This is a genomic window from Micromonospora sp. HM134, from assembly GCF_007833915.1.
Lineage (GTDB): Bacteria > Actinomycetota > Actinomycetes > Mycobacteriales > Micromonosporaceae > Micromonospora > Micromonospora wenchangensis.
Window position 1 is genome coordinate 2,245,907 of the sequence record NZ_CP041061.1, and the last position, 19,567, is coordinate 2,265,473.

16 protein-coding genes and 1 pseudogene are annotated in these 19,567 nt (G+C 72.5%); 4 read left to right on the plus strand and 13 right to left on the minus strand.

Annotated elements, in window-relative coordinates:
- The first annotated feature begins 130 nt into the window (after nt 1–130).
- Complete coding sequence (locus tag FJK98_RS10005; RefSeq protein WP_145918776.1) at nt 131–1,642, plus strand: deoxyguanosinetriphosphate triphosphohydrolase family protein; 1,512 nt, start codon at nt 131–133, stop codon at nt 1,640–1,642.
- Between the two features lie 15 nt (nt 1,643–1,657).
- Here the strand turns inward: FJK98_RS10005 and FJK98_RS10010 are convergent, their stop codons facing one another.
- From FJK98_RS10010 to FJK98_RS33930, 3 genes are all read right to left on the minus strand, one after another.
- A complete protein-coding gene (locus tag FJK98_RS10010; protein ID WP_145918777.1) occupies nt 1,658–2,803 on the minus strand; it encodes an MBL fold metallo-hydrolase in 1,146 nt (381 codons plus the stop codon).
- A gap of 177 nt (nt 2,804–2,980) precedes the next feature.
- Nucleotides 2,981–3,997, minus strand: coding sequence for a serine hydrolase (locus tag FJK98_RS10015; RefSeq protein WP_145918778.1), 1,017 nt, complete (start codon nt 3,995–3,997; stop codon nt 2,981–2,983).
- Between the two features lie 79 nt (nt 3,998–4,076).
- A complete protein-coding gene (locus FJK98_RS33930; RefSeq protein ID WP_240762729.1) occupies nt 4,077–4,328 on the minus strand; it encodes a hypothetical protein in 252 nt (83 codons plus the stop codon).
- Nucleotides 4,329–4,381: 53 nt separating this feature from the next.
- Here FJK98_RS33930 and FJK98_RS34520 point away from each other — a divergent pair, with 53 nt between their 5' ends.
- Complete coding sequence (locus FJK98_RS34520) at nt 4,382–4,507, plus strand: hypothetical protein (protein ID WP_255470229.1); 126 nt, start codon at nt 4,382–4,384, stop codon at nt 4,505–4,507.
- Between the two features lie 144 nt (nt 4,508–4,651).
- On the opposite strand, the pseudogene FJK98_RS33935 reads toward FJK98_RS34520, so the two are convergent.
- The 5 genes and pseudogenes from FJK98_RS33935 to FJK98_RS10040 all read right to left on the minus strand — a co-directional run.
- Nucleotides 4,652–4,786, minus strand: a pseudogene (locus FJK98_RS33935) (SDR family NAD(P)-dependent oxidoreductase); the annotation flags it as partial.
- Nucleotides 4,783–5,967 carry a zinc-dependent alcohol dehydrogenase gene (locus FJK98_RS10025; protein WP_145918779.1) on the minus strand — a complete coding sequence of 395 codons (1,185 nt, stop codon included), beginning with the start codon at nt 5,965–5,967 and terminating at the stop codon, nt 4,783–4,785. The pseudogene FJK98_RS33935 and the gene FJK98_RS10025, both read right to left, overlap by 4 nt.
- 162 nt (nt 5,968–6,129) lie before the next feature.
- Entirely contained in the window at nt 6,130–6,891 is a 762-nt protein-coding gene (locus FJK98_RS10030) for a succinate dehydrogenase/fumarate reductase iron-sulfur subunit (protein WP_145918780.1), read from the minus strand.
- Entirely contained in the window at nt 6,888–8,825 is a 1,938-nt protein-coding gene (locus FJK98_RS10035; RefSeq protein ID WP_145918781.1) for a fumarate reductase/succinate dehydrogenase flavoprotein subunit, read from the minus strand. The genes FJK98_RS10030 and FJK98_RS10035 overlap by 4 nt, the downstream gene beginning before the upstream one ends.
- Before the next feature lies 1 nt (nt 8,826).
- Nucleotides 8,827–9,459, minus strand: a complete 633-nt coding sequence (locus FJK98_RS10040; protein ID WP_240762942.1) for a succinate dehydrogenase cytochrome b subunit — start codon at nt 9,457–9,459, stop codon at nt 8,827–8,829.
- Nucleotides 9,460–9,587: 128 nt separating this feature from the next.
- On the opposite strand from FJK98_RS10040, the gene FJK98_RS10045 reads away from it, so the two are divergent.
- Nucleotides 9,588–10,526 (plus strand): LysR family transcriptional regulator, encoded by a 939-nt coding sequence (locus FJK98_RS10045; RefSeq protein ID WP_088646260.1) that lies wholly within the window; start codon nt 9,588–9,590, stop codon nt 10,524–10,526.
- On the opposite strand, the gene hrpA is transcribed toward FJK98_RS10045, so the two are convergent.
- A complete protein-coding gene (gene hrpA / locus FJK98_RS10050) occupies nt 10,527–14,582 on the minus strand; it encodes an ATP-dependent RNA helicase HrpA (protein ID WP_145918782.1) in 4,056 nt (1,351 codons plus the stop codon).
- Between the two features lie 268 nt (nt 14,583–14,850).
- Here hrpA and FJK98_RS10055 point away from each other — a divergent pair, with 268 nt between their 5' ends.
- Nucleotides 14,851–15,330 (plus strand): cytidine deaminase, encoded by a 480-nt coding sequence (locus tag FJK98_RS10055; RefSeq protein WP_145918783.1) that lies wholly within the window; start codon nt 14,851–14,853, stop codon nt 15,328–15,330.
- Nucleotides 15,331–15,358: 28 nt separating this feature from the next.
- Here the strand turns inward: FJK98_RS10055 and FJK98_RS10060 are convergent, their stop codons facing one another.
- From FJK98_RS10060 to FJK98_RS10075, 4 genes are all read right to left on the minus strand, one after another.
- Nucleotides 15,359–16,819 (minus strand): peptide ligase PGM1-related protein, encoded by a 1,461-nt coding sequence (locus tag FJK98_RS10060; RefSeq protein ID WP_145918784.1) that lies wholly within the window; start codon nt 16,817–16,819, stop codon nt 15,359–15,361.
- Between the two features lie 181 nt (nt 16,820–17,000).
- Nucleotides 17,001–17,735, minus strand: coding sequence for an iron-containing redox enzyme family protein (locus FJK98_RS10065; protein ID WP_145918785.1), 735 nt, complete (start codon nt 17,733–17,735; stop codon nt 17,001–17,003).
- Complete coding sequence (locus tag FJK98_RS10070) at nt 17,732–18,703, minus strand: U32 family peptidase (protein WP_205789411.1); 972 nt, start codon at nt 18,701–18,703, stop codon at nt 17,732–17,734. The genes FJK98_RS10065 and FJK98_RS10070 overlap by 4 nt, the downstream gene beginning before the upstream one ends.
- Nucleotides 18,700–19,443, minus strand: coding sequence for a hypothetical protein (locus FJK98_RS10075; RefSeq protein WP_145918786.1), 744 nt, complete (start codon nt 19,441–19,443; stop codon nt 18,700–18,702). The genes FJK98_RS10070 and FJK98_RS10075 overlap by 4 nt, the downstream gene beginning before the upstream one ends.
- Nucleotides 19,444–19,567 lie beyond the last annotated feature (124 nt).

Consider the following 19,567-nt stretch of genomic DNA (forward strand, 5'->3'; position numbering starts at 1 on the left):
CATTCTGCCGCCCACCCCCGACGCCCCGCGCCACCCCCGCCGTCCCACCCGGGGCGCGCCACCCCCGCACCGGCCGCCGGCCCGGCCGAGCCGGCGCGACCGGCCGGCCCGCTGCGCTAGCGTGGCGATCATGGAGCAACCTGCGGACCCGCGTGCCCGTCGCCTCTTCGGCGGCAGCGCCCGAGCCCTCGGCGACCTGGCCGCGAGCCCGTTCCGGGCCGACCGGGACCGGATCGTCGCCTCACCGTTCTTCGCCCGGCTCGGCGGGGTGACCCAGGTGATCAGCCCGGTCGGCTCCGGGCTGCTGGTGCACAACCGGCTCACCCACAGCCTCAAGGTCGCCCAGGTGGCCCGCGCGATCGCCGAGCGGCTGACCGCCGACCCGGCCCAGCGGGACCTGGTCGACAAGCTGGGCGGCTGCGACCCGGACGTGGTGGAGGCCGCCGCCCTCGCCCACGACCTCGGCCACCCGCCGTTCGGGCACCTGGGGGAGCGGGTGCTGGACCGGTTGGCCCGGCAGCGGCTCGGGCTGGCCGACGGCTTCGAGGGCAACGCCCAGTCGTACCGGATCGTCACCAGCACCGAGATCCGGGGGGCCGCCACCACCGGCCTCGACCTGACCGCCGCCGTGCGGGCGGCGATGCTGAAGTACCCGTGGACCCGGCTGGACCACCCCGACCCGCACCCCCGGCACCTGCGTCCCGCCCCCCGGGGCGCCGCCGCCCCGCCGGACGACCCGGACAGCGGCTCGGTGAAGTTCGGCGCGTACGGCACCGAGCTGGCCGACCTGCGGCAGGCCCGCGCGCCGTTCGCCGGGCGGATCGCGCAGTGGCAGCAGACCGTCGAGGCGTCGGTGATGGACACCGCCGACGACATCGCGTACGCCATCCACGACGTGGAGGACTTCTACCGGGTGGGGGTGCTCCAGCAGGGCACCGTCGCCGCCGAGCTGATGGCCTGGCAGCGCGAGGGCGGGCACCTGCGGGCGGTCACCGACGCCGCGCTGGCCGGCGCCGCCCGCCGGCCCGGCTCGGCGATCGAGGCGCTGCGCCGGCAGCTGCACCGCAAGGACGCCTGGATCGCCGACGACGACGCGTTCGCCGCCGCCGTCGAGCACGTCCGCGAGGAACTGGTGGACGGGCTGCTGGCGCTGCCCTTCGACGGCTCGATCGAGGCGGAGCAGTACGTGGCCCGGTTCTCCGCCCGGTGGACCACCCGGCTGGTCGACGCGATCACGGTGACCGCCGCCCCGGACGTGCGCTCCGGCCACGTGCTGCTGGCCCGCGCCCAGTGGCACGAGGTGCAGGTGCTCAAGTTCGTCCACCACCGCTTCGTGCTGGCCCGCCCCGACCTGGCCCTGCACCAGCGGGGCCAGGCCCGGCTGCTGGGCACCCTGGTGGAGTCGCTGTGGGAGTGGCTGCTCGACCCCGAGGAGGAGTCCCGGCTGCCCCGCCGCCTGCCCGACCTGGTGGAACTGGCCGAGGCGGAGCTGCACCCGCGTACCCCGGACCGGATCTCCCGGGCCCGGGGCCGGGCCATCGTCGACTTCGTCGCCCAGCTCACCGACGGGCAGGCGGCGGCGATGCTGGACGTGCTGTCCGGCCGCTCCGGCGCGCTGTGGACCGACGCCTTCGTGCTCTGAGCGGCGGGCCTGCGGTCAGGCGATCGTCTGCCACCAGCCGTCGACCGGCGACGGGTCGTCGGCCACCACCCGCTCGCCGGGGCGGGGCACCGCCAGCCGTACGCCCCGCGCCTTGGCCTCGGCCCAGAGCCGGTCGACCGGCTCGGACCAGTCGTGCAGGGCCAGGTTGAAGGTGGCCCAGTGCACCGGGACGAGCAGGTCACCGCGCAGGTCGAGGTGGGCGGCGACGGCCTCCTCGGGGAACATGTGGATGCCCGGCCAGGCCCGGTCGTACGCGCCGATCTGCATCAGCGTCACGTCGAACGGCCCGTGCTCCGCGCCGATCTCGGCGTACCCGTCGAAGTAGCCGGAGTCGCCGGTGTAGAAGACCTTCCGGTGTGCCCCGGCGACCACCCAGGAACTCCACAGCGTGCCGTCGCGGCGCAGCCCCCGGCCGGAGAAGTGCTGGGCGGCGGTCGCGGTGATCTCCAGGCCGCCGACCCGGTGCCCCTGCGACCAGTCCAGCTCGACGATCCGGTCGTCGGGCACCCCCCACCGGTCGAGGTGCGCGCCGACGCCCAGCGGCACCAGGAACGGCGCCGACTGCCGGCGGACCAGCTCCCGGACGGTGGCCATGTCGAGGTGGTCGTAGTGGTCGTGGGAGATGAGGATCGCGTCGACGGCGGGCAGCTCGTCGAGGCGCACCGGGGGCTCGTGCAGCCGCTTCGGCCCCACCGCGGCCGACGGCGAGCACCTGTCGCTCCACACCGGGTCGACCAGCACCCGCCGCCCCTCGATCTCGATCAGCGTCGAGGCGTGGCCGTACCAGACGACGTTCAGCTCCCGCGCGACGTCGGTCGTCGGGGCGGGAGCCGGCCGCAGCAGCGGGACCGGGACGGTCGGGCGGCGGCGCTGCGGGCCGAAGAGCAGCTCCCGCAGCAGGTTGCGATCCGGGTCGCCGCCGGGCATGGTGCGGGTGGGCACCCGGTTGTGGAAGGTGCCGTCGCGGAACTGCGGTGACCGGGCGGCCCGCTGCGCCCGTGCGCCGGTCAGCCGGCCGCCCAGCGCCGCCGGCACGTCCCGGGCCGTCCACGCCAGGCCGGCGATCGCCGCCAACCCCGCCACCTGCCACAGCCGCCCGCCGAGCCGCCGCCCGACCGCGCGTTCCGCTGGTTGCCCCATGTGTCGTCCCCCTCGCCGGTGTCCCGCAGTACACGGTAGTCACCGCCGGCCGCTCCCGCCCACGCCGAGCCACGGTCCGCCCCGCTTCGGGGGCCGGTCGGCGGGAGACCGGGCCGTGGAGCGGCCCGGACGCCGGGCGGTGGGAGGTCCGGGTGGCGGGGCGGACGGCAGGGCCGGTCAGCCGCCGTTGCTGGGTCGTTGCCGGGCCACCCGGTGCCGGGGCGCGTCGGCGGTGCCCCTGAGCTGCGCGGTGGCGTCCAGGAAGAACCGGCCGAGCCGGGCCCGGGCCTGCACCACCGGGTGGGTGGCACCGAAGTTGTCCCGGTCGGCCTGGCCGTCGGCGAAGAGCACGTAGGTCAGCACGGCCGCCCCGGTGGTGTCGAAGACCACACCGGCCTCGTGCCGGGCGTCGACGAACCAGCCCGCCTTGGTGGCCACCCGGGCCCGCTCCGCCGAGGACATGGTGCGCCGGATGCCGTCGGTGAAGGCGACCGGGGAGCGCAGCAGCTTGAGCACGAGGGCGGTCGACGACGGCGACAGCAACGTGCCGGCGACCAGGGCGCGCAGCAGCGCGTGCGTCTCCCGGGCGGTGCTGGTGCCGAGATAGAACCGGTGAGGGTCGGACAGTGGCTGCACCTGGGTGTTGGGGAAGCCCTTGGCGGCCAGGGTGCGGTTGATCTCGGCGGCCGGGCAGACCAGGCCGCAGAGCCGCGACGCGGTGTCGTCGGAGACGGTGAGCAGGTTGGCCAGCACGTGCCCGACGGTCACCGAACTGGGGTAGGCGGTGTCCAGGACGAAGATGCCGTCGCCGCCGGGCACCACGGTCGAGGCGGCCACCTCGACCCGCTGGTCGAGGGTGAGCAGCCCCCGGTCGATCCGGTCGAGCACCGCGACGGCCACCGCGATCTTGTTGACGCTGTACGCCTCGACCCGCCGGTCGGCGGACTCGGAGACCGCGACCAGCGGGGTGACGCCGTTCTCCAGGCTGAGGTGGACCTGCCAGTTGCCGCCGGTCAGCGACTTCTCCCGCTGGAAGGCCGCAGCGATCCGCGGGGCGACGAGTTCCGGGCTCGCCGCGGGGGCGGCGGACCTGCCGGGGCGGCCGGCCGACGCCGGGGTGCCGACAAGCACCGCCCCGGCCGTGGCGGCCGTGCCGAGGCCCAGCGCGGTCCTGCGGTTCACCCTGGTGGTCACGTCTCTCCCGTCGGGTGGTGGCCCGGAGCTGTCTCCGGGCCACCACTCTAGGTGAGTGGCCGGGTCCGTGGGGGGCCGATCACCGCCGTCGCCGCCGGGCCGCCCCACCCGCCGCGAGTGCCGTACCGACCGCCAGCGCCGTCCCGGCCGCGACCACCACCCCCGTACCGACTGCGGTGGCCGTCCTGCCGGTCGGCACGGCGGACCGGCGCAGCAGGGCGGACAGCTCCGGCAACCAGCCGCCGCGCACCGCCGCGCCGGCCGGGTCCGGGGCGAACACGACGCCGTCGTGCGGGGCGACGGCCTGCCCGGTCAGCCCACCGCGACGCATCAGCGGCCCGACGCGCGTCGTAGACGCCCGGCAGGAGGGTGAAGCCGCCCCGCATGAGCAGGTTGACCCGGCCCACCGAGACCTCCCGGCGGGGCCGGTCGGCGCAGCGGGCGATGGCCCGCGCCACCCGCTGCGGGGTGGTGACCGGCAGCGGGGGCCGGCCGGCCCGCCCGAGGTAGTTCGCCGCCCGTTGGTAGACCGGGGTGTCCACACTGCCCGGGGTGACCAGGCAGACGTGCACCCCGGGCAGTTCCCGGGCCTCCGTCGGGGTCGGTGACGTCGGTGGGCACCGTCCGGACCCGTTCCGCGCCGGCGTCGTGGCACTCCCGGCGTACCTCGGCCAGGCTGGTGGGGGAGCGGGCGGCGAGGACCAGCCGGTCCCCGCGCCCGGCGAACTCCCGGGCCGCCGCGCGGCCGATGCCGCTGGTGGCCCCGGTGACCACCACCACCCGGCTCACGGTGCCAGCACGACCTTGACGCAGCCGTCCTCCTTCTTCTGGAACATCTCGTACGCCTTCGGCGCGTCGACCAGCGGCAGCCGGTGGGTCCGCAGGTCCTCCACGCCCAGCGGGTCGTCGTCGCCGGACAGCAGCGGCAGGATCTCGTCGGTCCACCGGCGCACGTGGCACTGGCCCATCCGCAGCTGGATGCCCCGGTCGAACATCTCCATCAGCGGCATCGGGTCCACCTCGCCGCCGTACACGCCGGAGACCGAGACGGTGCCGCCGCGCCGGACGGCCCTGAGGGCGGCCTTGAGCACGGTCAACCGGTCCACGGCGACCTTGTCGATCATCGTCCGGGCGAGCTTGTCCGGCAGCAGCCCGGCGGCGCTCTGGGCCAGCTTGCCGCTGGTCGAGCCGTGCGCCTCCATGCCGACCGCGTCGATCACCGCGTCCGGGCCGCGCCCGTCGACCAGGTCGATCAGCGCGCCGGGCACGTCGTCGAGCTGGCTGACGTCGAGCGTCTCGATGCCGTGCCGGCGGGCCATCTCCAGCCGCTCCGGCACCAGGTCCAGCCCGATCACCCGGCCCGCGCCGAGGTGCCGGCCGATCCGGGCGCAGAACTGCCCGACCGGGCCGAGCCCGAACACGGCCAGGGTGCCGCCCGGCGGGGTGTCGGCGTACCTCACCGCTTGCCAGGCGGTGGGCAGGATGTCGCTGAGGTACAGGTAGCGCTCGTCGGCCCCGGTCTGCGGGATGGTGATCGGGCCGAACTGGGCCTGCGGGACCCGCAGGTACTCGGCCTGCCCGCCGGGGACCGAGCCGTAGAGGGAGGTGTAGCCGAACAGCGACGCGCCCTTGCCCTCGGCGGTCACCTGGGTCGTCTCGCACTGGGCGTAGAGCTGCCGCTCGCACATCCAGCAGTGCCCGCAGGAGATGTTGAACGGGACGACCACCCGGTCGCCGGGCCTGAGCCGGGTCACCCCGGAGCCGACCTCCTCGACGATGCCCATCGGCTCGTGCCCGAGGATGTCACCGGGCTTCAGGTACGGCCCGAGCACCTCGTACAGGTGCAGGTCGGAGCCGCAGATCGCGGTCGAGGTGATCCGGACGACCGCGTCGGTCGGTTCCTCGATCCGGGGGTCCGGTACGTCGTCCACCCGGACGTCGTGCCGGCCGTGCCAGGTCAGCGCCTTCATGCCTGAAATCCCCTCTCGGTGCCGTCGACGGGACTGCTACCCCGAGGGAGGCGCTTGAACCGGCGACCCCGGTCCCACCTGCCCCGGGGCGACCACGGCCCGGGAACGGCGCGACCGCCGCATCCCGGGCGGGGTGCGGCGGTCGCGGTGGGGCTCAGGTGCTCAGGAACCGGGGGTGTCGCCGCGCTTGGCGGTCGCGGTGAGGTAGTCCCGGTTGAGCCGGCCGATGGTGTTCAGCGGGATGCCCTTGGGGCAGACCGCGGTGCACTCTCCGGCGTTGGTGCAGCCGCCGAAGCCGGCCTCGTCGTGCGCGTCGACCATGCCGATCACCCGGGTGTAGCGCTCCGGCTGGCCCTGCGGCAGCAGCGAGAGCTGGGTGACCTTGGCGGCGGTGAAGAGCATTCCGGAGCCGTTCGGGCAGGCCGCCACGCAGGCGCCGCAGCCGATGCAGGCGGCGGATTCGAAGGCGGCGTCGGCGTTGGCCTTGGCCACCGGGGCGGCGTGTGCCTCCGGGGCGCTGCCGGTCGGGGCGGTGATGTACCCACCGGCCGCGATGATCTTGTCGAAGGCGCTCCGGTTGACCACCAGGTCCTTGATCACCGGGAAGGCGCGGGCCCGCCACGGCTCGATGTCGATCGTCTCCCCGTCGGAGAACTGCCGCATGTGCAGCTGGCAGGCGGTGGTGCCGCGCTGCGGCCCGTGCGCGTCCCCGTTGATCATGAGGCCGCACATGCCGCAGATGCCCTCGCGGCAGTCGTGGTCGAAGGCGACCGGCTCCTCCCCGGCGAGGATCAGCCGCTCGTTGAGCACGTCGAGCATCTCCAGGAACGACATGTCGGGGGAGACGTCGTCGACCGGGTAGGTGACCATCCGCCCCTTGTCCTGGGGGCCGGACTGACGCCAGATGCGCAGGGTCAGGTTCACTTGTAGCTCCGCTGCGTGGGGTGGACGTACTCGAACTTCAGGTCTTCCTTGTGCAGCACGGCCGGCTCACCGGTGGCGGTGAACTCCCAGGCCGCCACGTAGGCGAACCGGTCGTCGTCGCGCTGCGCCTCACCGTCGGGGGTCTGGTGCTCGGCCCGGAAGTGGCCGCCGCAGGACTCCTCGCGGTGCAGGGCGTCGATGCACATCAGCTCGGCCAGCTCGAAGAAGTCGGCCACCCGGCCGGCCTTCTCCAGCGACTGGTTGAGCCCCTCGCCGTCGCCCGGCACCCGGACCCGCTGCCAGAACTGCTCCCGCAGCGCCCGGATCTCGTCGATGGCCTTGCGCAGCCCGGCCTCGGAGCGCTCCATGCCGCAGTGCTCCCACATGATCTGGCCCAGCTCCCGGTGGAACGAGTCCACCGTCCGGTCGCCGTTCACGGCCAGCAGCCGGGCGATCCGGTCCTCCACGTCGCGCCGGGCCTGCACCGCCGCCGGGTGGCTGGCGTCGACCTTCTCCAGCGGCCCGGACGCCAGGTAGTTGGCGATCGTGGTGGGCAGCACGAAGTACCCGTCGGCCAGGCCCTGCATCAGCGCCGACGCGCCGAGCCGGTTCGCGCCGTGGTCGGAGAAGTTCGCCTCGCCGATCACGAACAGGCCGGGGATGGTCGACTGGAGGTCGTAGTCGACCCAGAGCCCGCCCATCGTGTAGTGCACGGCCGGGTAGATCCGCATCGGTACCCGGTACGGGTCCTCGCCGGTGATCCGCTCGTACATCTCGAACAGGTTGCCGTACTTGGCCTCGATGGCCTTGCGGCCGAGCCGGTCGATCGCGTCGGCGAAGTCGAGGTAGACCCCGAGCTTGGTCGGGCCGACGCCCCGGCCCTCGTCACACACGTTCTTGGCGGCCCGGGAGGCGATGTCCCGGGGGACCAGGTTGCCGAACGACGGGTAGATCCGCTCCAGGTAGTAGTCCCGCTCGTCCTCCGGGATCTGCCGGGGGTCGCGGTCGTCGCCCTTGGCCTTCGGCACCCAGACCCGGCCGTCGTTGCGCAGCGACTCGCTCATCAGGGTCAGCTTCGACTGGTGGTCGCCGGAGACCGGGATGCAGGTCGGGTGGATCTGGGTGTAGCAGGGGTTGGCGAAGTACGCGCCCTTGCGGTGCGCCCGCCAGGAGGCGGTGACGTTGCAGCCCTTGGCGTTGGTGGAGAGGTAGAAGACGTTGCCGTAGCCGCCGGAGGCGAGCACCACCGCGTCGGCCATCTCGGTGCTGATCTCACCGGTGACCATGTCGCGTACCACGATGCCCCGGGCCCGGCCGTCCACCACGACCAGTTCCAGCATCTCGTGCCGGGTGTGCATCTCCACGTTGCCCAGGCCGATCTGCCGCTCCAGTGCCTGGTACGCGCCGAGCAGCAGCTGCTGGCCGGTCTGGCCCCGGGCGTAGAAGGTGCGCTGCACCTGCGCGCCGCCGAAGGAGCGGGTGTCCAGCAGGCCGCCGTACTCGCGGGCGAACGGGACGCCCTGGGCGACGCACTGGTCGATGATGTTGACCGACACCTCGGCGAGCCGGTGCACGTTCGACTCGCGGGAGCGGAAGTCGCCGCCCTTGACCGTGTCGTAGAAGAGCCGGTGCACCGAGTCGCCGTCGTTGCGGTAGTTCTTGGCGGCGTTGATGCCGCCCTGCGCGGCGATCGAGTGCGCCCGGCGCGGGCTGTCCTGGTAGCAGTAGCTGCGCACCCGGTAGCCCTGCTCGGCGAGGGTGGCGGCGGCGGAGCCACCGGCCAGCCCGGTGCCCACCACGATCACCGTCAGCTTGCGTCGGTTCGCCGGGTTGACCAGCTTGGCCTCGAAGCGGCGGGTCTCCCAGCGCTTCTCGACCGGGCCGTCGGGAGCCTTCGTGTCGGCGATCGGCTCGCCCTCGGTGAAGAGTTCCATGTCAGGACACCAATCCGGTGAGTACGGCGAACGGGACCACCAGGTAGCCGGCGCAGAGCACGACGGCGAAGACCAGCGCGGCGGTGCGGGCCCGCCGCTCGCCCCGGGGGGTCTGCTGGCCGAGGCTGCGCAACGCGGAGAACAGCCCGTGCCGCAGGTGGAAGCCGACGGTGACGATCGCCAGCGTGTAGAACAGCGTCACGTACCAGCGGTCCGGGGCGAAGTCGGCGACCACGTTGCCGTACGGGTTGCTGGCGTCGCCGACCGGGTTCAGGGTGCCGGTGGTCAGGTCCAGGATGTGGTAGATCACGAAGAGCAGGATGATCACGCCGCCCCAGCGCATGGTGCGCGCGGCGTAGCTGCCCTGGACCTTCCTGCGGTGGGCGTAGCGCACCGGGCGGGCGGCGCGGGCCCGTACGGCCAGCACGGTCGCCGCCCAGATGTGCCCGATCACCGCCACCACCAGCGCGGTGCGCAGGATCCACAGGAACCACACCCCGGGCAGCAGCGGCTTGCCGATGTCGCGCAGCCAGTGGGCGTAGTGGTCGAACGAGGTCTCGCCGGTGAACACCTTGAGGTTGCCGAGCATGTGGGCGACGAGGAACAGCACGAGCATGATGCCCGTCACCGCCATGACGGCCTTGAGGCCGACGTTGGAGCGGATGGGCGACCGAGTTTTCGTGATTACCACCTGACCGACGCTAGGAGCCCTGCAATCAGTCGTCCAATGCATCGACCTCGCAGTCTCGATAGCCATAAGCTATGAAGATGCAGCTCCATCAGCTGAGGTACTTCGTCGCGGTGGCTGAAGTACGACATTTCACCCAAGCCGCCGACATCGTCGGCATAACCCAGCCGTCGTTGAGTAAGCAAGTTCACGCTCTGGAGACCACCCTCGGCGCCCCCCTGTTCGAGCGGGTACGCGGCAACATCGCCCTCACCGCCGCCGGTGAGGTGCTGCTGCCGCTGGCCAAACGCATCCTCGCCGACGTCGACACCGCCACCCGGGAGGTGCAGGAACTGGTCGGCCTGCGCCGGGGCCGGGTCCGGCTCGGGGCCACCCCCAGCCTGGCCACCTCGCTCGCCCCGCCGGTGCTGCGCCGGTTCCGCGACGCCCACCCCGCCGTCGACCTGCGGGTCGAGGAGGGCGGCTCGCAGGACCTCGTCCGCGACCTGCTGCGCGGTGACCTCGACCTGGCCCTGATCATCATGCCCGCCCAGGGGGCCGACCCCGGGCTGCGGGTCGACCCGATCCTGCGGGAGAGCCTGGTGATCGCCTCGGTCGAGCCGCTGCCCGCCGCGCTGGTCAGCGGCGAGTTGCGGATCACCGACCTGCGCGACCAACCGCTGGTGATGTTCCGCGAGGGCTACGACCTGCGCGACGCCACCATCCAGGCGTGCCGGGAGGCCGGCTTCGAGCCCACCTTCTCGGTCGACGGCGGCGAGATGGACGCCGTGCTCAGCTTCGTCGAGGCCGGACTGGGCATCGCCCTGGTGCCGGGCATCGTGGTCAGCCGCCGCCCCGGCATCCGGGTCACCCGGCTCGCCCCGCCCGGGGTACGCCGGACCATCGCGGTGGCCCGCCGCCGCGACGTCGTGCCCACCCACGCCGGGCGGGAACTGCGCCGCATCCTCCTCGACTACGTGCACGCGGCCACCAGCACCAGCGACCTGCCGCCGGGGGTGGAACCGCTGCCCTGATCAGCGCCCCTCGGCGTCGTCCATCGCGCGGTAGATGCGCTGCTCGGAGACCGGATAGGGGGTGCCGAGGGCCTGCGCGAAGACGTTCACCCGCAGCTCCTCGATCATCCAGCGGATCTGCCGCACCGGGGCCGAGGCGCGGCGGGCCGGGGGCAGCGCGGCCACCATGTCCCGGTACTCCTGCTGCACCGTGGCGATCCGGTCCTGCTGCTGTTTGTCCCGCTGCGGGTTGGCGGTCAGCCGGTCCAGCCGGCGTTCCATCGCGGTGAGGTAGCGCAGCAGGTCGGGCAGCCGGGCGTACCCGGCCTCGGTGACGAAACCGTCGTGCACCAGGCCGGTGAGCTGCTGACGCAGGTCGGCCAGGGCGGCCACCACGGCCAGGTTGCGGGTCGCGCCGAGCCGCTGCTCCACCGCGTACGCGGCGGCGAGCACCTGGCGGACCCGGCCCATCACCTCGACCACCGTGTCGACCAGGTCGGCGCGGACCCGGTCGCGCAGGGCGGCGAAGCCGTCGGCGTCCCAGGCCGGGCCGCCCGCGTCGGCGATCAACTTGTCGATGGCGGCCCCGGCGGCGTCGGCGATGAGCTGCTGCACCCCGCCGTGCGGGTTGCGGCTCAACGCCAGCTTCGCCTCGTTGCTCAACCGCCCCTGGAGGAACTGCGCCGGGGACGGCACGGTCAACCGCAGCAACCGCCGGGTGCCCGCCCAGTGCGCGGCGGCCTGCTCGGCCTCGGAGTCGAAGACCTTCACCCCGACCGTCGTGCCCTCGTCGACCAGCGCCGGGTAGGCGGTCACCGCGTAGCCGGCCCGCACCTGCTCGATGGTGCGCGGCAGGGTGCCGATGGTCCACCCGGTCAGCCCGGTCCGGGTCACCTCCGGCGCGGCGGCGGCCACCACCTGACGTACCTCCTGGCGGAGCTGGCGTTGCAGGGCCGGCAGGTCCTTGCCCTCGGCGACCGGCTTGTCCGCGTCACCGATCACCCGGAACGTCACCCGCAGGTGCGGCGGCAGCTTCGCCGGCTCCCACGCCTCCCGGGGCACGGTCACCCCGGTCATCCGGCGCAGTTGCCGGGTCAACGCGTCCAGCAGCGGCTCCTCGCCGGGGGTGATCGCGGCGAGCGCCGCGCGGGCGTGGTCGGGCACCGGGACGAAGTTGCGCCGCACCGCCTTGGGCAGCGTCCGGATCAGCGCGATCACCAGTTCCTCGCGCAGCCCCGGCACCTGCCAGTCGAAGCTCTCCGCCGGCACCTGGTTGAGCAGCGGCAGCGGGATGTCCACGGTGACGCCGTCGGTGGGCGCGGTCGGGTCGAAGGTGTACGTCAGCGGCAGGGTCACCCCGTCGGCCCGCCACTCGTCCGGGAAGTCGGCCTCGTCGACCCCGCCGCGTCCGGCGTTGACCAGCAGTTCCCGGGTGAAGGTGAGCAGGTCGGGCTGCTGTCGGCGGGCCACCTTCCACCAGGCGTCGAAGTGCCGGCCGGAGACCACGTCGGCGGGGACGCGCTGGTCGTAGAAGGCGAAGATGCTCTCGTCGTCGACCAGGATGTCCCGGCGGCGGGCCCGGTTCTCCAACTCCTCGACCTCGGTGCGGAGCTTCTCGTTGTCCCGCCAGAACTGGTGGTGGGTCTGCCAGTCGCCCTCCACCAGGGCGTGCCGGATGAACAGTTCCCGGCTCAGCGCCGGATCGATCCGACCGAAGTTGACCTTGCGGGAGCTGACCAGCGGGACGCCGTACAGGGTGACCTTCTCGTAGGCCATGACGGCGGCCTGCTTCTTCTCCCAGTGCGGCTCGCTGTAGCTGCGTTTGACCAGGTGCTGGGCCAGCGGCTCCACCCACTCCGGCTCGACCCGCCCGGCGACCCGGCCCCACAGCCGGGAGGTCTCCACCAGCTCGGCGGCCATCACCCAGCGCGGCGGCTTCTTGAACAGCGCCGACCCCGGGAAGACCGCGAACTTCGCCCCCCGCGCGCCCAGGTACTCGTGCTTCTGGGCGTCCTTGAGCCCGATGTGCGACAGCAGGCCGGGCAGCAGCGACTGGTGCACCTTCGGGGTGTCGATCTCCTCCGGCAGGTCGGCGGCGACCCCGCGCCGGCCCCCGTCGGCCGGGGGCTGCGCCGCGCCCCGCCGGCCCCGCCGCCCGTCGCCCTGCTCCGGGGTACGCAGCACCTGACGCAACTGGGCGACGATGTCCTGCCACTCGCGCACCCGCAGGTAGTTGAGGTACTCCGCCCGGCACATCCGGCGGAACGCGCTGGAGGACAGCTCCCGCTGCTGCTCACGCAGGTACCGCCACAGGTTGAGCAGCGACACGAAGTCGGACTCCCGGTCGGTGAACCGGGCGTGCGCCTGGTCGGCCTGGGCCTGCTTCTCCGCCGGCCGTTCCCGGGGGTCCTGGATCGACAGGGCGGCGGCGATCACCAGCACCTCGGTGGCGCAGCCGTTGCGTTCCCCCTCGATGACCATCCGGGCCAGCCGGGGGTCGACCGGGAGCTGGGCCAGCCGCCGGCCCAGCGGGGTGAGCCGCTTGGCCGGGTCGGTCTCGGTCGGGTCCAGCGCGCCCAGCTCGTGCAGCAGGTTGACCCCGTCGGTGATGTTGCGCCGGTCCGGCGGGTCGATGAACGGGAACGCGGCGAGATCACCGAGACCGATCGCGGTCATCTGGAGGATGACCGAGGCGAGGTTGGTGCGCAGGATCTCCGGGTCGGTGAACTCCGGCCGGGAGGCGAAGTCCTGCTCGTCGTAGAGCCGGATGCAGATGCCGTCCGAGGTCCGGCCGCAGCGGCCCTTGCGCTGGTTGGCCGACGCCTGGGAGACCGGCTCGATGGGTAGCCGCTGCACCTTGAGCCGGCTGGAGTAGCGGGAGATCCGGGCCGAACCCGGGTCCACCACATACTTGATGCCGGGGACGGTCAGCGAGGTCTCCGCGACGTTCGTGGCGAGCACCACCCGGCGTCCGGGGTGCGGGGCGAAGACCCGGTGCTGTTCGGCGGCCGACAGCCGGGCGTACAGCGGCAGGATCTCGGTGCCGAGCAGCGCGCGTTTCGACTGGGTCAGCTTGCCCAGCGCCTCGGCGGTGTCCCGGATCTCCCGTTCGCCGCTGAGGAAGACCAGGATGTCGCCGGGACCCTCGGCGGCCAGCTCCTGCACCGCGTCGCCGATCGCCTGGATCTGGTCGCGGACGTTCTCCTCGTCGTCGGCCCCGTCGTCGTCGCCCTCGGTGACCTCCACCAGCGGCCGGTACCGCACCTCCACCGGGTACGTCCGCCCGGAGACCTCGACCACCGGTGCGGGCCGCCCGTCGGCGTCGGCGAAGTGCTGGGCGAACCGGTCGGTCTCGATGGTCGCCGAGGTGATGACCACCTTGAGGTCGGGACGCCGGGGGAGCAGCTGGCGCAGGTAGCCGAGGATGAAGTCGATGTTGAGGCTGCGCTCGTGCGCCTCGTCGATGATCAACGTGTCGTACTGGCGCAGCATCCGGTCGGTCTGCAACTCGGCGAGCAGGATGCCGTCGGTCATCAGCTTGACCAGGCTACGGTCGCTCACCTGGTCGGTGAAGCGCACCTTGTAGCCGACCACGTCGCCCAGCTCGGTGCCGAGCTCCTCGGCGATCCGGTCGGCGACCGTCCGCGCGGCCAGCCGGCGGGGCTGGGTGTGCCCGATCAGGCCGGTGATCCCGCGCCCCAGCTCCAGGCAGATCTTGGGTAGCTGGGTGGTCTTGCCGGAGCCGGTCTCGCCGGCCACGATCACCACCTGGTGGTCGCGGATCGCGGCGGCGATGTCGTCGCGGCGCTCGCTGACCGGCAACTGCGCGGGGTACGTGATCGTCGGCACGGCGGCCCGCCGGGTGGCCAGCCGGCCCTCCGCCCGGGACACCTCACCGGCGATCTCGGCCAGCGCCTCGTCGCGCCGCTGCGGGTCGCGCAGCTTGCGCACCCCGTCCAGCCGCCGCTGGAGGCGACGCTGGTCGCGGAACATCAACGGGGTGAGCCGGCGGTGCAGCTCACGGGCGGTCGGGGCGTCGGCGGGCGCGGCGGGACCGGAGGCGGCTGGATTCTGCATGTCGACGCCAAGGATAGGCAGCCCACCGCCGGACCGCCCCCGGGTTACGCCCCCGGGCTCCCCGCCACCCCCACGGCGGCCGTCCGGTGGCAGGTCCGGTGGGGTCCCGGTGCAGGTCGTGGCGGGTCGGGGCGGCCGGTGCGCGGCTGGCGGGCGGCACCCGGTCCGGCCGCTGCGGGCCGGCCGCGTCCCCCGGTGCGCTGCCCGGGAGAACGGCTGCCGCCGGGCTACGCTGAGCGTCGACGACGTGACCACGGGGGGCTGCCGGATGACGACGACGATGCTGGACACCGACCGCGCGCTGGTCCAGGCCGCCACGGCGGTCGCCAAGCTGCGCTGCCGCAGCGAGAACCACACCGTCGCGGCGGCGGCCCGGACCACCGACGGCCGGGTCTTCACCGGGGTGAACCTCTTCCACTTCACCGGTGGCCCCTGCGCGGAGCTGGTGGCCATCGGTGCCGCCGCCACCCAGGGCGTGGGCGAGTTGGAGACCATCGTCGCGGTGGGCGACCGGGGGCGCGGGGTGATCCCGCCGTGCGGGCGGTGCCGGCAGGTGCTGCTCGACTACCACCCGGGCATCCGGGTCATCGTCGGACCGTTGGACGCGCTGCGCAAGGTGCCGGTGGCCGATCTGCTGCCGGAGACGTACATCTGGGCCGAGCAGCGGCTCGACGCCTCCGCCATCGTCCGGACGGGGCAGTGGCCGATGCCGACGGTCCCGGCGAGCCGTCCCGCCTCGGAGGACTGAGCCGTCGTCGTGGCGGGGCGCGGCGGGCTCAGGTGCTGCGGGCCGCCACGTCCAGGGCGAGGGCGCGGGTGCGGCCCATCAACCCGGCCGCCTCGGCCGCGTTCCGGCCGATGCAGACCGCGCCGAACTTGCCGTAGGCGGGCAGCGCGCTGAGCATGTGCAGCACCGTGCCGGTGCGCCGGGTGTGGTCGTAGCGCAGCGGTGACCGCTCGACGGCGTCGATCAGCCGGGCCGGGGCCAGCCCCACCAACGACGGGTCGGTGATCGAGTCGGACGCCTGGTAGACCCGCTCCGCGCGGCCGTCGGGGGTGTCGGTGAACAGCCGGCCGTCGGCGTCCGGCACGGTGTCGAGCAGCTGGCTGGCCATCACGAAACCGTGCTTGGTCCCCGTCGCGCGGAGGTTCAGCTCGCAGCCGAGCACCCGGAACGTGTCACCCCGGCGGGCGGCGATGAAGTCGACGCCGTAGTCGCCGGTGGTGACGCCCCGCGCCACGAGATACCGGCCGACCCGCAGGCCGTACTCCACCACCGTGGCGCGGTAGCCGGCGTCGGCCGGGAACGAACTGCCGACGTAGGTGAGCCCCATCCCGCCGAGCACCTGGTCGTGGGTGGAGACGCACTCGACGGCACCGGCGGGGGTCACCCGGCCCTGGAAGCTGGGGCTGCGCAGCTCGTCGGCCTCGACGAACTCCTCGGCGACGATGCCGGCGCGGGGGATCAGGCCGGTGAACTCCGCCCAGCCCAGCCTGCCGTCGACGAGTCGGCTGCCGGGCAGCCGCTTGGCCACCTCGGCGACGACCTCGGCGCGGTCGGTGCCGGTGACGTCGGTCAGGTCGAGGGTGGCGTTGCCCATCCCCGCGCCGTACGCGGTGCTGCTCAGCTTCAGCACCAGCCGGCGTCGCCCGGCCAGCACGAGGTCGGCGACCGCCTCGGCGAGCGTGTCGACGTCGTGGCACTCGGGGGTGCCCGCCGGCACCTCGATGCCGAGCGCCCGGAACATGTCCCGGCCGGCGCTCTTGGTGCCGAGCGGGATGTACCCGGCGTCGGCCTGGTCCCCGGGGACGCCGAGGGCGGCGGCGTAGTCCTGGAGGTTGCGGGACGGTTCGAAGGAGCTCAGCGCGATCTCGTCGCCCGCCCGCCGGGCGGCGGCGACGAAGTCGGCCACGCGCCCGCGCAGCCGCGCGGCCTCCGGGTTCGTCGGGTCGAGCAGCTTGTCGCTCAGCCAGCGGGACGAGGAGTCGTCGAGGCTGCCGACGACCACCCGTTCCCGGCGGGGGTCCCGCCCGTCGACCGGTTCCTGCGGCAGCAGCCCGAGGAAGTAGTCCACCTGGCGGTCGGCGTCGATCATCCGGGGCGCGGTGACGTAGAGCAGCGAACCGCCACCTCGGCAGACCACCGCGACGATCGCCGCCCCGACCGGCCGTTCGGGAAACAACGTCGATCCGCTCAACCGTTCCAACAGTTCGGGGCTGCATTCCCGGCTTTGCACGGAAACGACGGCACGACGGTTGCCGGTGACGGCCATCGCGATCATTCTCCTCGGCGACGGAGGTCGACGGGCGGTCACGCCACCGGTGGTGACGTGACCGCCGTCCGACGGAAGGTGGGCCCGACACTAACACCGCGACCGGCGCCCCGAGGTGACCCGCATCCGCCCGCGATTCGCCCCGTCAGGGGTGGGTCAGCGCTTTCACCACCGCGAATGCGCCGTCCTGTTTGAGCACGGTGCGGTGGTACAGCTCGGTGTAGAAGGCGCAGAACAGCCGGTACACGTTGGTGATGTGTTCCACCACCCGTCGCCGGTCGTCGTCGGTGTGCACGAACGTCATGAGCACGTCCCACACGAAATCGGTGTGGTCGTCCTCCAGGTCGTGGTTGACGTGCGCCTGCTGCCCCTTGGCCATGCCCGCGCCGAGCACCTGCTCGACGTTCTCGATCCAGTCCGGTTGGGTCATCAGCGAGACGTTCTCGATGAAGTACGAGCTGGACAGCGAGGCGAGCGGCCGGCCCTCGTGTTCGAGACCGTAGTAGAAGTAGCCCTGGAGCAGTTTGGTGGAGAACATCGGCTCGGTCGAGTAGATCTCCTCCCGGCTCACCCCGACCCGTTCCAGGTCCTTGGCGAACATCGAGTCGTGCAGCATCTCGTCCTCGGTGTAGGCACACCACTTCTTGGCCAGCACCGGGTTGTGCTTGGTGAAGTAGTGAATCGTCAGCGCGTCGATCCACCGCTTCATCCGCAGCCGGAGAATGATCTCGATGACGTGCCGCTGGTAGTAGGCCATGTTGATGTCCCTGGCCCGGAAGAGGTGGTCCGCGCCCTCGACCTCGCGGTAGAACTGCTGCACCATCTGCCGCAGCAGTTCGTCGACCTCCTGCTTGAAAGCGGCGTGCTCGTTCTTGGTCATACGCTTGCCGGCCCCTGTCGTCGGTCGGACGCCGCGGCCGGAATCGCGTACTGCCGGCTGCGGCGGGAGATGGCGGTCTTGTCGGGAAGGTGGCGGTCCAGCATTTCCAGGCCGCGGGCGACGCGCCGGACCCGTTCGACGGTCCGTGCCTCACTCGGCGGGTCGTACGGGTGCTCCTGCACGCTCGCGCCCATCTTGAGCATCACCGGCGCGGCGATCTGGACGATCTCGGCCAGCTCGTAGAACCGGATGAAGCCGCCCTTGGTGCGGTAGACGTCGGTGGGCACGTCCATCGGCAGTTCGGGGTTGAGCCGCCGGATCTCCTGGATCATCGGCAGGCCCAGGTCGTGCGCCAGGGTGATGCTGTCGGCGCCGTTCTCGGCGAAGATCCGCGCCAGGAACGGGTTCGTCGGCATGCAGTGGCTGGAGGTCTTGAAGACCAGGTCGGCCGGGAGCAGCCCGTCGGACCGCAGTTCCGCGAGCACCCGCAGCACGCCGATGTCGTAGACGGTGATGCCCCGGCAGCCGAGCGCCGCGAGCCGCAGCGCCTCGGCCACGCAGGCGCGGATGCCGTCGCTGTTGTTGATCTGCCGGCCCATCTCCAGGCCGAAGCCGGTGCGGTAGAAGGCGCTCTTCGTGTCGTACTCGGGGCGGGGGCCGAGGCTGACCACGATGCCGTGGTCGTTCTCCCGGCACAGCGCGAACATGTCGGTCAGTTCGGCGTCGGAGAGCAGGAAGGACCCGAGCGTCTCGTTGAACCGGGTGACCCGGACCCCGTGCTCGTTGAGCAGTTTGACCATGATTTCGAGGTCGCGCATCGAGTTCACCGCCGGGATCTCGACGCCGAACTGGCCGCCCCCGTCGAACTCGCCGGCCGAGCGGCGGAATTCGACGTTGTCGGTGAACGGGTAGCCCTTCCCGGCCAGCCAGTCCCGTGCCGCACCGCCGGACATGGTTACGTCGTTCACGCGATCTCCTGTCGGGGTGCCGGATTCGGGGTGATGCGCAGCGCTGCGGCCAGTGCCGCGCGGGCGGCCGGTGTCGGGGCGTGCACCAGGCACAGCACCCGGTCGAACTCGCCGACCTCGGCGGCGAAGAACGTGTCGACGCGCCGGTTCCCGGAGCGTGGCCGGTACCGCCAGAAGTCACTGCCGACCGTGCCGCCGCCGTGCACGACCACCCCGGTACGGGGATCGAACCGGCACTCCGGTGACAGTCGGGCGGCCAGTCGGGCGGCCAGCCGGCGCACCTCGTCGGGGTCGGAGCCGTCGAGGGAGGGATAGCAGCGGATGTCGTCGTGGACGGTGAACCGGCGCATCACCGTGTACGCCTTCGGCGTGTAGGTCTTCATGGCCACCAGTTCCGGAAATTCGCCGAGTCGGTGGGTGATTTCGCGGAACAGTCGGGAGACCAGACCGAAGGCGACGGTTCCCCCGTGGTGTTCCTCGGCGACCAGCAGGGTTTCGACGTAGGTGAAGGGCCGGTCGTCGGGGTCGCGTTCGGTGGCGGCGATGAGCCCGACGCACCCGTGGGCCGTCTCGGCCGCGACGAGGTGGTGGCTCTCCCGCAGGATGTGCTGTTTGGTGGTCAGGTAGTCGGCCACCTGGTGGCGGGGCATCGACCGGGCCAGGTCGGTGCGTATTCGGTGGACGAATTCAGCGGGGATCGATTCGGCTCCGGCGAAGTAGCGGAAACGGACGTGACTCATCGGGAATTCCACCTCCGATCGACTGGTGCTTCCCTGCGCCATTACACATCGAGGTAGAGGGACCTGATTTCCGCAACACTCTACGGTCGGTGTCGGCTCTCGCGGTGATCGGAACGGTCTTTGG